Source organism: uncultured Pseudophaeobacter sp. (genome assembly GCA_905479575.1).
GTDB lineage: Bacteria > Pseudomonadota > Alphaproteobacteria > Rhodobacterales > Rhodobacteraceae > Pseudophaeobacter.
In genome coordinates this window covers 22,968-37,356 of record CAJQNB010000024.1, presented here as the reverse complement: position 1 = coordinate 37,356, position 14,389 = coordinate 22,968, and the positions used below count along the sequence as shown (strand labels likewise).

The 14,389-nt window shown below is 57.4% G+C and carries 13 protein-coding genes; 12 read left to right on the top strand and 1 reads right to left on the bottom strand.

Translation table 11 applies throughout. The features are described 5' to 3' along the window. Positions 1-41 precede the first annotated feature (41 nt). From QZ268_RS08700 to QZ268_RS08645, 12 genes are all read left to right on the top strand, one after another. On the top strand, positions 42-1,577 hold the full coding sequence (locus QZ268_RS08700; RefSeq protein WP_295451069.1) for an alkaline phosphatase D family protein: 1,536 nt from the start codon (positions 42-44) through the stop codon (positions 1,575-1,577). Between the two features lie 479 nt (positions 1,578-2,056). After that, the gene (locus tag QZ268_RS08695; RefSeq protein WP_295451067.1) at positions 2,057-3,127 is read left to right on the top strand and encodes a 3-deoxy-7-phosphoheptulonate synthase; all 1,071 of its coding nucleotides are present in this window, start codon (positions 2,057-2,059) and stop codon (positions 3,125-3,127) included. Positions 3,128-3,259: 132 nt separating this feature from the next. Continuing rightward, complete coding sequence (locus QZ268_RS08690; protein WP_295451064.1) at positions 3,260-4,666, top strand: trypsin-like peptidase domain-containing protein; 1,407 nt, start codon at positions 3,260-3,262, stop codon at positions 4,664-4,666. Between the two features lie 3 nt (positions 4,667-4,669). Continuing rightward, positions 4,670-5,989: a replication-associated recombination protein A gene (locus QZ268_RS08685; RefSeq protein ID WP_295451061.1), complete on the top strand. Its 1,320-nt coding sequence runs from the start codon at positions 4,670-4,672 to the stop codon at positions 5,987-5,989. A 362-nt stretch (positions 5,990-6,351) separates the two neighbouring features. Next, the gene (gene crcB, locus QZ268_RS08680) at positions 6,352-6,732 is read left to right on the top strand and encodes a fluoride efflux transporter CrcB (protein WP_295451059.1); all 381 of its coding nucleotides are present in this window, start codon (positions 6,352-6,354) and stop codon (positions 6,730-6,732) included. After that, positions 6,729-7,775, top strand: coding sequence for an RluA family pseudouridine synthase (locus tag QZ268_RS08675; protein WP_295451057.1), 1,047 nt, complete (start codon positions 6,729-6,731; stop codon positions 7,773-7,775). The genes crcB and QZ268_RS08675 overlap by 4 nt, the downstream gene beginning before the upstream one ends. After that, the gene (locus QZ268_RS08670) at positions 7,772-8,440 is read left to right on the top strand and encodes an HAD-IA family hydrolase (protein ID WP_295451054.1); all 669 of its coding nucleotides are present in this window, start codon (positions 7,772-7,774) and stop codon (positions 8,438-8,440) included. Before QZ268_RS08675 ends, QZ268_RS08670 begins: the two co-directional genes overlap by 4 nt. A gap of 3 nt (positions 8,441-8,443) precedes the next feature. Then, complete coding sequence (locus tag QZ268_RS08665; protein ID WP_295451051.1) at positions 8,444-9,148, top strand: ATP12 family protein; 705 nt, start codon at positions 8,444-8,446, stop codon at positions 9,146-9,148. 230 nt (positions 9,149-9,378) lie between these two features. Beyond that, positions 9,379-10,395, top strand: a complete 1,017-nt coding sequence (locus QZ268_RS08660) for an amino acid ABC transporter substrate-binding protein (protein WP_295451048.1) — start codon at positions 9,379-9,381, stop codon at positions 10,393-10,395. A gap of 141 nt (positions 10,396-10,536) precedes the next feature. After that, positions 10,537-11,769 carry an ABC transporter permease subunit gene (locus QZ268_RS08655; protein ID WP_295451045.1) on the top strand — a complete coding sequence of 411 codons (1,233 nt, stop codon included), beginning with the start codon at positions 10,537-10,539 and terminating at the stop codon, positions 11,767-11,769. A 3-nt stretch (positions 11,770-11,772) separates the two neighbouring features. After that, positions 11,773-13,071: an amino acid ABC transporter permease gene (locus tag QZ268_RS08650; RefSeq protein ID WP_295451042.1), complete on the top strand. Its 1,299-nt coding sequence runs from the start codon at positions 11,773-11,775 to the stop codon at positions 13,069-13,071. A gap of 12 nt (positions 13,072-13,083) precedes the next feature. Beyond that, positions 13,084-13,851, top strand: coding sequence for an amino acid ABC transporter ATP-binding protein (locus QZ268_RS08645; protein ID WP_039966281.1), 768 nt, complete (start codon positions 13,084-13,086; stop codon positions 13,849-13,851). Positions 13,852-13,922: 71 nt separating this feature from the next. Here QZ268_RS08645 and QZ268_RS08640 read toward each other — a convergent pair whose 3' ends face one another. Then, on the bottom strand, positions 13,923-14,351 hold the full coding sequence (locus QZ268_RS08640) for a GNAT family N-acetyltransferase (RefSeq protein ID WP_295451037.1): 429 nt from the start codon (positions 14,349-14,351) through the stop codon (positions 13,923-13,925). Positions 14,352-14,389: the final 38 nt, after the last annotated feature.

Below are 14,389 nucleotides of genomic sequence, written 5' to 3'. Positions count from 1 at the left end.
CGTTAAGCATCGGTATCTCATCTGATTAGGATCACATTCCCATGCCTCGCATCACATTTACCCGTCGCCAAGCGCTTTTGGGCACGGCCGCACTTTCTGCTACCATTGCCATGCCATCCCTTTCGAGAGCGCAATCGCGTCCACTGATCACCCATGGCATTATGTCTGGTGATGTCGCCCATGATGGCGCTGTCATTTGGAGCCGCGCTGATCGCGAGGCCAAGATGCTTGTCGAGTGGGCAACCACCGAAAGCATGACAGACGCGCGCGCTGTTCCCGCATTGGCAGTTGGAACACCGACCGATTACACAGGCAAGCTGGCGCTCACCGGACTGCCAAGCGATCAGGATATTTTTTACCGCGTAACAATGTCCGATCTTGCCGACGGCACGCTTTCAGAGCCGATGACCGGCACTTTCCGGACCGCGCCCATGGGCAACCGGGACATCAGTTTTGTTTGGTCTGGCGATACGGCTGGTCAAGGTTGGGGTATTGACGAAGATCGCGGCGGCATGACCACCTATGCGACGATGAACAGTCACGCGCCTGATTTTTTCCTGCATTCCGGTGATACGGTCTACGCCGATGGTCCGTTGCAAGAAGAAGTCGCACTCGACGACGGCTCTATCTGGAAAAACATCGTCACACCCGCCAAGATGAAAGTGGCTGAGACTTTGGACGAATTCCGCGGCCAGCATTTGTACAACTACATGGATAAAAACGTGCAGGCGTTTAATGCCTCCGTGCCTATGATTTCTCAGTGGGACGACCACGAAGTCACAAATAACTGGTATCCCAATGAAATGTTGACTGCGGATGACCGTTATACGGAGAAATCACTGCAGGTCCTGTCAGCCCGTTCCGCACGCGCGTTCCACGAAATGATGCCAACCCGTCAGGTTCTGTCGGAACCGATGCGCGTCTATCGCAAGGTGTCCTACGGCCCGTTGCTGGATATTTTCGTGATCGATATGCGGACCTATCGCGGCGACAACACGGCGAACACCGAGGCTGAAGGCACTCCGTTCCTGGGCGCGGAACAGCTTGCTTGGCTGAAACGCGAGATGGTGAACTCTACCGCAACATGGAAGATCATCGCGGCCGACATGCCAATTGGCATGATGGTGCGAGATGGTGACAACATGGAAAACGGTGCAAACGGCGATGGCCCGGTCCTGGGCCGTGAAAAGGATGTCGCCGCAGTCCTGTCGTTCATTAAAACCGCCGAGATCACCAACACTGTGTGGCTCACTGCAGATGTGCATTACACCGCCGCTCATCACTATTCGCCTGACCGCGCTGTTTTTCAGGAGTTTGAACCGTTCTGGGAATTTGTCTCCGGTCCATTGCATGCCGGTACATTCGGCCCCTCCGAATACGACAACACCTTTGGTCCCGAAGTGCGCTTTGCAAAACATCCTGAAGAAGGGCAAGCCAACCTGCCGCCAAGCGACGGGTTGCAGTTCTTTGGCAAAGTCGACATTGCGGCGAATACGGGCGTGATGACTGTGCGCTTGATGGACAGCGCAGATGTGGAGCTTTGGTCGGTTGAGTTGGAGCCGAAGATCGCTATCTGATCTGCCCAAGATTGAGGTGGCCTGTTTGGGCCACCTCAAGAACTCAAACGATGCGCCTCAGATTCTCAGCTGCCGAGCGGGAACAAAGCCGACCATCTGAATTTGCTTTTGCAAACTGTAGAGTGGTTCGTAAAAAACGGCTTTCACCGTGGTGAAATATGGGCGCACTCCGGGTTCAAAGCAGACGTTGTCCTTTCGATGAGGTCTTGCGAAAGCTTGGCTAGCGCGGTTTTGAAAAACCGCTTTCAACTTTCCTGATGACAGTCTGGCGAATCTCCGCTAGCTTCGCCCACATGACCCAAACCTATGCTGCAATCTGGTTTTATTTTTATCCGGGCCGACAGGCGGACGGAGGGGTCTTGGCGTGCAGATGACATAGTGCGCAAAAGCAGATACCACACCAACCGCCCTCAGCAGATGGCGGTTTTTTTGTATCCGCCGCCACGCAAAAAGGGCCTCCCGCAAGGAACCTTAGGACTATGACACCCCATATTGAAAACCTCCGCATCACCGATATGCAGGAGCTGATCTCGCCGGATGAGCTGGCAGAGAAACTGCCCAGCAATGATCTGGCCAGCAAGACCGTGTTGGATAGCCGCGCTGATATTCAAAAGGTGCTGCGCGGCGCCGATGATCGCTTGGTCGTTGTTGTCGGCCCCTGTTCGATTCATGATACTGTGGCGGCCTTGGACTACGCTGCGCGTCTAAAACCCCTGCGCGAAGAGCTGGCGGGCGAGTTGGAAATTGTGATGCGGGTCTATTTCGAAAAGCCCCGCACTATCAGCGGCTGGAAAGGGCTGGTAAATGATCCCGGCCTGGATGGTTCCTTCCGTATCAATGACGGGCTGGAGATGGCGCGCAAGCTTTTGCTTGATATCAACCAGATGGGGCTACCAGTGGGGACCGAATTCCTGGATACGGCGGTGCCGCAATACCTGTCGGACCTGATGGCCTGGGCCGCTATTGGTGCGCGCACCACCGAGAGCCAGATCCACCGCGAGATGGCCTCGGGGCTCAGTTGCCCTGTGGGGTTCAAAAATGGCACCCGGGGCAATGTGCAGATCGCCATTGATGCGGTGCGCTCGTCCGCGCATCCGCATCATTTCATGGCCTTGGCCAAAAATGGTCGCGCGGCAATTGCGGCCACCAGCGGCAACCCGGATTGCCACCTGATCCTGCGGGGCGGCGGTGGGACCAACTATGATGCGGGTTCAGTCGATGCCGCCTGTCAGAAGGCTGAACAGGACGGTATTCGCGGTCATGTGATGATCGACGCCAGCCACGCCAACAGCGACAAAGATCCGGCCAAACAGCCGCTGGTTTTGCAGGATGTCGGTGACCAGCTGCGGGCAGGCGAGCAGCGTATCACCGGGGTTATGGTGGAGAGCCATCTGGTCGCCGGGCGTCAGGATCTGGGCAAGGGCGATCTGACCTACGGCCAGTCGATCACCGACGGCTGCATTGGCTGGGACGACACCGTGACGGAACTGCATAAGCTGGCGGATGCTGTCAAAGCGCGCCGGGCACGGCCCAATCAAATGGCGGGGTGAAACGACCGCAGATCTGGGTTGCTCCCGTCCTGTTGTCGGACTGGGAGGACCCAGACCGGGTCTCCTTGGCAAAGCTTGCATTTGGGCCTCGGCAGAAGCATATCCTAGAGTAACACTTTTACGGGAGATCCCATGATCCGTACTGCTTCTTTCGCCCGCTTTGCCCTATCTTTGGTTCTTGCTCTCGCTGTAGGGCTCCCAGCGCAGGCGGAAACCCGTGTGCCGCAATCCCAGACCGAAATCTCGCTTGGGTTTGCGCCCCTGGTCAAGCAGGCGGCGCCAGCGGTGGTGAATATCTACGCCAAGATCGTGCGCCAGCAACACCAGCGCTCTCCCTTTATGAACGATCCCTTCTTTGAGGATTTCTTCCGCAACTTTTCCAACCCGCGCCCACGGGTTGAAAGCTCACTCGGGTCAGGGGTGATTCTGTCACAGGACGGCATCATTGTTTCAAACTACCACGTGGTGGCGATGGCGACTGAAATTCGGGTGGTGACCACGGATAAGCGCGAATATGAGGCCCGCGTCGTCCTGGCCGATCAGGCAAGCGATCTGGCCATTTTGCAGCTGGAAGACGCCGCAGATCTGCCGTTTTTGACCCTGCGCAACAGTGACGAAGTCGAAGTTGGCGAGCTGGCCTTGGCCATCGGTAACCCCTTTGGCGTTGGCCAGACCGTGAGCAGCGGCATTGTCTCGGGCTTGGCGCGCAGTGGCACCGCCTCGGGGGAGGGCTTTGGCTATTACATTCAGACCGATGCGCCGATCAACCCGGGTAACTCGGGCGGTGCGTTGATTGATGTGAATGGCGATCTCATCGGCATCAATACCCGTATTCTCAGCCGCTCTGGCGGCTCCAACGGCATCGGCTTTGCCATTCCGGCCAATTTGGTGCGTGAGTTTGTCAAACAGGCGCAGGCTGGCTCGGAGGGCTTTCAGCGCCCCTGGGCCGGTATGGCGGGCCAGCCGGTGGATGCGGATCTGGCAGCCTCCTTGGGTATGGATCTGCCTGAAGGAATGGTTATCTCTGAATTGCATCCGCAAAGCCCCTTTGCCAAGGCAGGATTTGAGGTCGGCGATGTGATTACAGACGTGGATGGCCAGGTGGTGAATTCTCCTTCGGAAATGGTGTTTCGCATGTCGGTGGCTGGTCTGGATGGTACCTCGATGGTGACACGGCTGCGCGGTGACATACGCGAAACTCTGGTGGTAGAGATGTTTACCGCCCCCAATGACCCGCCGACGCGGTCTGTGGTAATGAATGAAAACAGTGTGTTGCCGGGGCTGACCGTCGGCTTGATCAACCCTGTTGCCATTGTTCGTCTGCAGCTGCCGCTTTCGGCCACTGGGGTTGCGGTGCTGGATCCAGGCCCCTACGCGGCGCGCGCCGGGATCAAAGCGGGCGATATCCTGCTGGCCATCAATGGCAAGGAGGTGACCTCCTCCGAAGATGTGCCAGCTCTGCTGGAGCAGGCCGGTCGCCGTCTTCGGTTTGATCTGAACCGGCGTGGGCAGCGGGTCAGCCTGCATATGCGGCGCTGAGCGATGGCGGATCTATTTGACAGTGATGCAAAGCCCGAAGCTGAAGCGGCTGCCGAGGTAAACAGGCCGCTGGCGGATCGTTTGCGCCCCAAATCGCTGGCAGAGGTGATCGGCCAGGCGCAGGTCCTGGGCGAAGAGGCGCCGCTGGGGGTGATGCTGTCCTCGGGCTCGTTGTCGTCGTTGATTTTCTGGGGTCCGCCCGGGGTGGGGAAAACCACCATCGCGCGGTTGCTGGCACGGGAAACGGATCTGCATTTTGTCCAGATCTCGGCGATTTTTACCGGGGTGCCAGACCTGCGCAAGGTGTTTGAGGCCGCCAAGATCCGGCGCCAAAATGGTCAGGGCACGCTGCTGTTCGTCGATGAGATCCATCGCTTCAACAAGGCGCAGCAGGATGGGTTTTTGCCCTATATGGAAGATGGCACCATCTTGTTGGTTGGCGCCACTACTGAAAACCCCTCGTTTGAGCTGAACGCCGCTGTGCTGTCGCGGTCGCAGGTCCTGGTGCTGGAGCGGTTGTCGCTGGTGGATCTGGAGTTGTTGACCCAGCGGGCCGAGCGGGAGTTGGGCAAAGCGCTGCCGCTGAGTGGTGAGGCGCGGGATGCGCTGCATGAAATGGCCGATGGCGACGGGCGTACGCTGCTCAACCTGATTGAACAGGTTGCGGCCTGGCGGGTGGACATCCCGCTGGGGCGCGAGGCCCTGGCAACCCGGTTGATGCGACGGGCCTCCAAATATGACAAATCCGGTGACGAGCACTATAATCTCATATCGGCACTGCATAAATCCATCCGGGGGTCCGATCCGGACGCGGCGCTGTATTGGTTGGGGCGGATGCTGGAGGGCGGCGAGGATCCGCGATTCCTGGCCCGGCGCCTAACCATGATGTCGACCGAGGATATCGGTCTGGCGGATCCACAGGCCAACACGGTTTGCCTGAATGCCTGGAACACCTATGAGCGCCTAGGCAGCCCCGAAGGCGAGCTGGCTCTGGCCAATGCGGCGGTCTATCTGGCGCTGGCCCCCAAATCCAACGCGGTCTATGTCGGCATCAAGGCGGCACGTCGTCTGGCCAAGGAAACCGGATCAGCACCGCCACCTAAACATATCATGAATGCGCCAACCAAGCTGATGGCGGAACAAGGCTATGGCGATGGCTATGCCTACGACCATGATGCCGAGGATGGGTTTTCGGGACAGAACTACTTTCCCGATGGGGTGCGCCGCCCCGTGCTGTACCAGCCAGTGGAGCGCGGCTTTGAGCGCGAGTTGAAACGGCGATCAGAGTATTTTGCCAAGCTTCGATTGCAGCGCAACTCATAAAAGCGGCTTTCCCTGCTGGAAAACCGCAGCCTCCGGCGGAGGTATTTTGGGAAAGATGAAGCGGAAGGGGGCATCTTCTGGGGGGCCTTATTGACGTGAACTGCAATCAATCGCCGTAAATTTGAACCGTCGTGTTTTGCCCGCATCCGTTTTGCCGTCTTGGACAAATGGGTCAGAGTGGCGTTCAGCCTGCTCGGCTTTGCCCTGGCAGGTCAATGCAGTGATTATAGGTGTTGTTTTCATGTCTCCCCTGTTTGGTTTTTTTTGGGGCGAGTGTCCCAGCTGTTCGGATGTGAGGCAGGGGACGTGCTGCATAGCGGCTAAAACTTGACATCCTGTTCCGGTCGCGCCACAGACCCTTGATGATTTCAACGGTATCTCTGGTCGCCCTTGGCGGCGCCTGCGGAGCGGTGCTGCGCTATCTGACGGGCCTGGGTGTTTTGCGCCTGGTTGGCCATCAGGAGTTTCCGCTCGCCATTATCTCGGTGAATGTGATTGGCTCCTTTTTGATGGGGGTCTTTGTGGTGGTGGCGGCCCAAAAAGGGGTGACTCACCTTAGCCCCTTGGTGATGACCGGCTTTCTGGGTGGTTTTACCACCTTTTCGGCTTTCTCGCTGGAGACGGCCAATCTGATTGAGCGTGGCGCCCTGGGGCAGGCTGCGGTCTATGTTTTGCTTTCTGTTGGCCTGTCGGTTGGCGGATTGTTTTTGGGCCTTTGGCTCGCAAGAGGAGTGTTCGCATGAGCGGCGTACAGATGATTACCGTAGCCGAGGCGGATGACGACCAGCGGATCGACCGTTGGCTGCGTCGGTTGTTCCCCCATGTGAACCAGGGCCGGATTGAGAAGATGTGCCGCAAGGGCGAGCTGCGTCTGGATGGTGGGCGGGTCAAGGCCAATACGCGGGTTGCAGCCGGGCAGGTGGTGCGGGTGCCACCCCTGGCGGAGTCGGATTTGAAACCGGCAGCCCCCCGTGTGGCGCGGATTTCCGAGGCCGACGCCAAGATGATCCGGGGCTGTGTCATTTACAAAGATGACGATGTCATCGTGCTGAACAAACCGGCGGGTCTGGCGGTGCAGGGTGGCAGCGGCACCACCAAGCACGTCGATGGCCTGGCGGATGCCCTGCGTTTTGATGCAGAGGAAAAGCCCCGTCTGGTGCATCGTCTCGACAAGGATACCTCTGGTGTTCTGGTGCTGGCGCGCAACCGGCTGGCGGCCAAGTCGCTGACAGCGGCCTTTCGCCATCGCAACACCCGCAAGATCTACTGGGCGCTGGTTGCGGGCGTTCCGACGCCCTACCTGGGCGAGATCAAGGCAGGTCTGGTCAAGGCAGGCGGACATGGCGCCAGCGGGGAGGGCGAAAAAATGATCGCCGTGCATCCCAATGAGATCGACAGAACCCCAGGCGCCAAGCGGGCCCATACCTATTACGCCACCCTGTACCGGGTGGCGGGACGGGCCTCTTGGGTTGCGATGGAGCCGGTCACCGGGCGCACCCATCAGCTGCGGGCACATATGGCAGAGATTGGCCATCCGATTATTGGCGACGGCAAATACGGTGGCTCGGGTCAGGAAAACCTGGGCGATGGCTGGGGGGCTCAGCTGGGCGGTGTGATCAGCAAAAAGCTTCATCTGCACGCCCGTCGTCTGGTGTTTGAACACCCAACCACCAAGAAAGACATCGTGATGACGGCGGAGCTGCCGGATCACATGAAGGAGAGCTGGGAGACCTTTGGCTGGACCGAAGACCTGGCGGCAGATGACCCGTTTGAGGGGCTGATGTGAGCGCAGACCTGCGGCTGATCCTGTTTGATGTGGATGGCACCCTGGCGGACAGTCAGGACGCCATCGCAGCGGCCATGCGTTTTGCCTTTGAGGGGCAGGGGCTGGTGGTCCCGGCGCGGGCTGAGATCCTGTCTATTGTAGGATTGTCACTGCCTTTGGCGATGGACCAGCTGGCGCCGAGCCACCCTTCAGAGGTGCGGGCGCAGTTGGTCGCGGGCTACAAGCAAGCCTATATGGACAAACGGCTGGCGCAGGGAGCAGGGCATTCGCCGCTGTTTCCGGGCGCTGCCGAAGTTCTGGCGCAGCTACATGCGGTGCCAGAGTATCTGCTTGGGGTCGCGACGGGCAAATCACAACGTGGATTGGATGCCTTGATTGCCGCCCACGGGTTAGACTGTTTTGTCACCCGGCAGGTTGCGGATCACCATCCCTCCAAACCGCACCCGTCGATGATTTTGACTGCGCTGGCTGAAACCGGTGTTGAACCTGCAGATGCGGTGATGATCGGTGACACGAGTTTTGACATTGATATGGGGCGCGCCGCTGGCGTCCGCACCATCGCAGTTGACTGGGGCTATCATCCGGCGGCTGAGCTGGGGGCGGATCATATCATCAGCAGTTTTGACCAGTTGGCGCCCTTGTTGCAACAGATCTGGAAGACATGAGAGATGAGTGATTGGAAGCAAAAGCGGTTCTGGAAAGAGGTCTCTGCGGTCGAAGTTGATGGCGGATTCTCGGTTCTATTGGATGGGCGCGGGGTAAAGACACCTGCGAAGGTTTCCCTGACCCTGCCCAGTCTTGAGATGGCAGAGGCGATTGCTGCGGAGTGGGATGCGCAGGTGGAAGGGATCAATCCCGAAACCATGCCCTATACCCGCTCGGCCAATGCCGCCATTGATAAGGTCGCGAATCAGCATGCTGAAGTCGCCGACATGCTGGCGGATTATGGCGATTCGGACCTGTTGTGCTACCGCGCGGACAGCCCGCAGGAGCTGGTGGCGCGTCAGGCCGCGCATTGGGACCCTGCCTTGGATTGGGCCAAAGATACCCTGGGTGCGCGGCTTGAAACCCGCCAGGGCCTGCTGCATGCGCGGCAGAATCCTGCGGCCCTGTCGGTCTTGCGCGATGCGGTTCACGATCTGAACAATTTCCAACTCGCGGCCTTTCACGACCTGGTTTCGATGTCCGGATCCCTGGTCCTGGGCTTTGCGGCTGCCCATAATTGGCGCACAGCGGATGATATTTGGCAGATATCGCGCCTGGACGAGACCTGGCAAGAAGAACAATGGGGTGTCGATGAGGAGGCGCAAGAGACTGCAGAGTTGAAGCGATCCGCCTTTCTACACGCAAAAAGTTTCTACGACATTTGTTAAGAAGACAGCAAATTGCGAGACTGATCACTATTCAGAAATTTTGTATCTATTAGTGCAGAGTTCGCTATGCGGACATCGAAATTCATGATCACACACTTGACGTTTGTTGATGAATGCGCCCAAACTCCCTGTACGAATTGGGGTTTCACCCCAGTTCACACCATTTCCGGCACCCCTGTGTCGGGCAAAAAAAACCACCGCAATAGGTGGAAAATCAGGAAGAGGTAAATATGAAAAATACCGTAATTTTGGGCGCGCTGACCATTGCTGGTCTGTCTGCTGGTGCAGCTGCGGCTGGCACTCTGGACGACGTCAAAGCCCGCGGCAAACTGAACTGCGGCGTCACCACCGGTCTGGTGGGCTTTGCGGCTCCAAATGCCAGCGGCGAATGGGAAGGCTTTGACGTTGCCGTATGTCGCGCTGTTGCAGCCGCTGTACTGGGCGATGCCACCGCTGTCGAATTCGTGCCAACAACTGGCAAGACCCGCTTTACCGCGCTGGCGTCTGGCGAAATCGACATGCTGGCCCGGAACACCACCTGGACCTTTTCGCGCGATGTTGACCTGAAGTTCGAATTCACTGGCGTGAACTATTACGACGGTCAGGGCTTCATGGTTCCTAAAGAGCTGGGTGTTTCCTCGGCCAAAGAACTCGATGGCGCCACTGTCTGCATTCAGACTGGTACCACTACCGAGCTGAACCTGGCGGACTTCTTCCGCTCGAACAACATCTCTTATGAGCCTGTTCCAATCGAAACCAACGCTGAAGCACAGCAGCAGTATCTGGCTGGTGCCTGTGACGTGTACACCACCGATGCCTCCGGTCTGGCCGCAACCCGTGCCACATTCGAAGCACCAGATGCACACACCCTGCTGCCCGAAATCATCTCCAAAGAGCCTCTGGGCCCGCTGGTTCGTCATGGCGACCACGAGTGGGGCGACGTTGTGCGCTGGACTTTGAACGCGTTGATCGCAGCTGAAGAGCTGGGCGTCACTTCGGCCAACATCAATGAGATGGCGGCTGGCACCAACAACCCTGAAATCAACCGTCTCCTGGGAACCGAAGGTACCCTGGGTGAGATGCTTGGTCTGTCGGCTGACTGGGGCAAGAACGCGATCGCTGCTGGCGGTAACTACGGTGAAGTCTTTGCTGATAACATCGGTGAAGCAACACCTATCGGTCTGGCACGTGGCCTGAACGCACAGTGGACCAAAGGCGGCCTGCTGTACGCGCCTCCTTTCCGCTAAGATCCATTTAGGAAGGGGCGCAGGATATCCTGCGCCCTTTTTCCTTCTGACACTATCCAACCAAAAAACGCTTTAGATCTGACACGAGCGGGGAGCCAACCCCGCCGAACGGTAGATCTATGAGCTACGGGGATCACTTTCATGTCAACTCTCACTGACCCACCGCAGGAGCAGTTCCGGCTCTCCATGCTGGTCAACGATACCCGCTATCGATCATTGACCTTCCAGGCGATAGCCGCCTTGGTCCTGGCCTTGGCCATATGGTACCTGGGCAATAACCTCATTCAGAACCTGCGCGCCGCTGGCCTGAACATTTCCTACAGTTTTCTGGGCGATCGGTCTGGCTATGACATCGCTCAACGTCTTATCGAATATGACAGCCAGTCCAGCCATGCCAGCGCCGCTGTTGTGGGTATTCTCAATACGCTTTTGGTGGCCTTCTTAGCCTGTATTACGGCGACATTTTTTGGCGTCATTGCCGGTGTTTTGCGTTTGTCGAACAACTGGTTGGTGTCAAAACTGATGGCCGTCTATGTTGAGATCTTTCGCAACATTCCGGTGCTGATCTGGATCATCATCATTTTCACCATCATGACGGCCGTTATGCCGGGTCCACGCGATTTTCGTGGTGCAGACCCATCTTCCAGCATGGTGTTTGACCTCTTTGCCTTTACCAACCGCGGCGTCTACACCCCGATGCCATTGTTCGAGAGCGGGCTGTTTGCCTCCGCTGCCCTGAACTGGCTATTGGTTCTCGCGGTTCTGGTAGGATCGTTTTTTGTGATGCGCATGGTGAACGCCAGTGCAACCCAAAAGCAGGAAGCAACGGGCATTCGTCCCAACACCCTCTTTGTCAACTTGGCGGTTTGGATTGTTCCCTTTGCCCTGCTGATGCTTGTGATGGGACTGACCTGGGAAGTGCCAGAGCTGAAGGGCTTTAACTTTAAGGGCGGTATCAAAATTGGTGGCCCGCTGATCGCATTGTGGTTCGCGCTGTCGATCTATACCGGCGCCTTTATCGCGGAAAACGTCCGTGCTGGCATCCAGGCGATCTCAAAAGGCCAGACCGAGGCGGCTGCGGCCCTGGGTATGCGTCCTGGCCGGATCATGAACCTGGTGGTTCTGCCCCAGGCTTTGCGGGTGATTATCCCGCCGCTGATCTCCAACTTTCTCAACATCACCAAAAACTCTTCGCTGGCGATCGCCGTGGGCTATGCGGATATCACCGCAACACTGGGCGGGGTTACCCTGAACCAAACCGGGCGGGCGATTGAATGCGTGCTGTTGCTGATGCTGTTCTATCTCACCGCATCCTTGATGATTTCTATGGTGATGAATGTCTACAACGCCTCCGTTAAGCTGAAGGAGCGCTGAGCCATGAGCGATAAACAAAACAATCCGATTGCCTTTGTCGCCACAAGCGTCATTCCAGAATCGCCGCCGCCTGCGCGTGATACTGGTGCCTATAAGTGGGTGCGCGAGAACCTGTTCTCAAACATTCCCAACAGTATATTGACGCTTCTTTCCCTAGCTCTGCTCTATTCCCTGCTCAGCAATACCCTACCCTGGATGCTGAACGGAATCTGGACCACCTCTTCGCTGGCTGAGTGTCGCGAGATTCTGGATGGTAAGTCTGGCGCCTGTTTCTCGGTCCTGACTGAGCGCTGGAATCAACTGCTCTATGGGTTCAAATACCCCACAGACCAATACTGGCGGCCAAACCTGGCGCTGGTCCTGTTGCTGATCGCCTTGGCACCGGTGTTGTTCTTTGACCTGCCGCGCAAGCTGTTGGCCTTTACCGTTGTTTACCCCTTCCTGGCCTTCTGGCTGATCTGGGGCGGCGCTTTCATGGTGCCTGTTGTTGCCCTGGTTGGCTTTGCTGTTGCTGCGGTTGTGTTTCAGTACCTTGGCAAGAGCAGCTTTGCAGCGGGGTTCTTTGGGTCCATCGTTGCGGCCCTGGTGATCTGGAAAGTCGGCGGGATGCTCATTCCTGAAGGCGCGTCGGACACGGCGATGCTGTCGGCAGTGCCCTCGCGGGATCTGGGTGGCTTTATGCTCAACATGATGCTGGGTGTGACCTGCGTGTCGCTGTCGGTGCCATTGGGGATTGCCCTGGCTTTGGGACGTCAGTCCTCTATGCCGCTGATCAAATGGATCTGCGTGGTCTTTATCGAGTTCGTGCGCGGCGTGCCGCTGATCACGCTGCTCTTTGTGGCCTCGGTGATGCTGTCCTACTTCTTCCCGCCGGATGCATCTGTGGATCTGTTCCTGCGTGTGGTCATCATGATCACCCTATTCTCTGCGGCCTATATCGCCGAAGTGATCCGGGGTGGTCTCGCGGCTTTGCCAAAGGGACAATATGAGGCCGCGGACAGTCTGGGTCTGGATTACCCTCAGGCGATGCGTCTGATCATTCTGCCTCAGGCCCTGAAGATCTCTATTCCGGGTATCGTGAATGTGGCCGTTGGCCTGTTCAAGGATACTACGCTGGTGTCGGTCATTTCGATGTTCGACCTCGTGGGAATGATCCGTGGTCCTATTCTTGCCTCGACCGAATGGAACGGCGTCTACTGGGAGCTTCTGGGCTTTGCAGCGCTGCTGTTCTTCATCGTTTGCTACGGCATTTCTCAATACTCTCAGTGGCTCGAGCGTCGCCTCGCCACTGGTCACCGATAAGGAGGCCGGACAATGGCTGACACTTCTCAAATGCAAGTCTCTGACGAAATTGCAATCACCATCAACCAGATGAACAAATGGTACGGGTCGTTTCACGTGCTGCGCGACATCAACCTGACCGTTAATCAGGGGGAGCGGATTGTTATCTGTGGTCCGTCCGGGTCGGGTAAATCGACCCTGATCCGCTGCATCAACGCACTGGAAGAGCACCAGCAGGGCTCGATTGAGGTCGATGGGACCCTGCTGTCCAATGATCTGAAAAACATCGACAAGATCCGGTCAGAGGTTGGCATGTGCTTCCAGCACTTTAACCTGTTCCCGCATCTGACCATTCTGGAAAACTGCACGCTGGCGCCGATCTGGGTTCGTAAAACACCCAAGAAAGAAGCCGAAGAACGGGCGATGCATTTCCTGGAAAAGGTGAAAATCCCGGATCAGGCCAACAAATACCCTGGCCAATTGTCCGGTGGTCAGCAGCAGCGTGTGGCCATTGCCCGCTCGCTTTGCATGATGCCGCGGATCATGTTGTTTGATGAACCAACCTCGGCGCTGGATCCAGAGATGATCAAAGAGGTGCTCGACACCATGATCGAACTGGCAGAAGAGGGCATGACGATGCTTTGTGTGACCCACGAAATGGGTTTTGCCCGTCAGGTGGCGAACCGGGTGATCTTTATGGATGCCGGCCAGATTGTGGAGCAGAACGAGCCGGAAGAGTTCTTCAACAACCCACAAAGCGAACGGACACAGCTGTTCCTGAGCCAAATCCTCGGCCACTGAGTGTTGAGAGTAAACTGAGATAGAGTGGCCCCCCGGTTTTCCGGGGGGCCTTTTCTTTTCCGCCATAAAGGTCAGGCGGCGCCGAAGTGCATGCGGATTTCGGGATGGCCGAAGAAGCCATTGATCCGCTCTTCTCCTGCGGTGAAACCGTAGCTTTGATAGAAGCGACGCCCGATGGAGTTCTTGGTAAAGACATCAAGTTCGAGATATCCTTTGCGTGCAACGGCGCGATCCATCAGCGCGCGTCCGATGCCACGTCCGTGAAACGCAGGGCGTAGAAACAACCCGCCGACCTCGTGGTCGATCAGTGAGATGAAACCGACGGGCGCACCTGCGACGTCGGCCATGTAGGTTTCTGCCAAATCCAAGAAATGGTCGCGGATCATGGCTTCTGCCTGATCCGTGGCCTCTGTCGTAAGAAACGGATGGGCGAGCGCACTGGCTTCACGCCAGATGGAAAGAACAGCGGGTTTGTCCGCTGGAGTATAGGGTCTGATCATGTCAGGCATGTCCCTTGAAGAAAACTGCGTCTTACGCA

Bases quoted from the DNA above. Each gene is read 5' to 3' on its own strand.
- QZ268_RS08700 (WP_295451069.1), top strand. From the start codon at position 42: ATGCCTCGCATCACATTTACCCGTCGCCAAGCGCTTTTGGGCACGGCC.
- QZ268_RS08695 (WP_295451067.1), top strand. From the start codon at position 2,057: ATGACACCCCATATTGAAAACCTCCGCATCACCGATATGCAGGAGCTG.
- QZ268_RS08690 (WP_295451064.1), top strand. From the start codon at position 3,260: ATGATCCGTACTGCTTCTTTCGCCCGCTTTGCCCTATCTTTGGTTCTT.
- QZ268_RS08685 (WP_295451061.1), top strand. From the start codon at position 4,670: ATGGCGGATCTATTTGACAGTGATGCAAAGCCCGAAGCTGAAGCGGCT.
- crcB (WP_295451059.1), top strand. From the start codon at position 6,352: ATGATTTCAACGGTATCTCTGGTCGCCCTTGGCGGCGCCTGCGGAGCG.
- QZ268_RS08675 (WP_295451057.1), top strand. From the start codon at position 6,729: ATGAGCGGCGTACAGATGATTACCGTAGCCGAGGCGGATGACGACCAG.
- QZ268_RS08665 (WP_295451051.1), top strand. From the start codon at position 8,444: ATGAGTGATTGGAAGCAAAAGCGGTTCTGGAAAGAGGTCTCTGCGGTC.
- QZ268_RS08660 (WP_295451048.1), top strand. From the start codon at position 9,379: ATGAAAAATACCGTAATTTTGGGCGCGCTGACCATTGCTGGTCTGTCT.
- QZ268_RS08655 (WP_295451045.1), top strand. From the start codon at position 10,537: ATGTCAACTCTCACTGACCCACCGCAGGAGCAGTTCCGGCTCTCCATG.
- QZ268_RS08650 (WP_295451042.1), top strand. From the start codon at position 11,773: ATGAGCGATAAACAAAACAATCCGATTGCCTTTGTCGCCACAAGCGTC.
- QZ268_RS08645 (WP_039966281.1), top strand. From the start codon at position 13,084: ATGGCTGACACTTCTCAAATGCAAGTCTCTGACGAAATTGCAATCACC.
- QZ268_RS08640 (WP_295451037.1), bottom strand. From the start codon at position 14,351: ATGATCAGACCCTATACTCCAGCGGACAAACCCGCTGTTCTTTCCATC.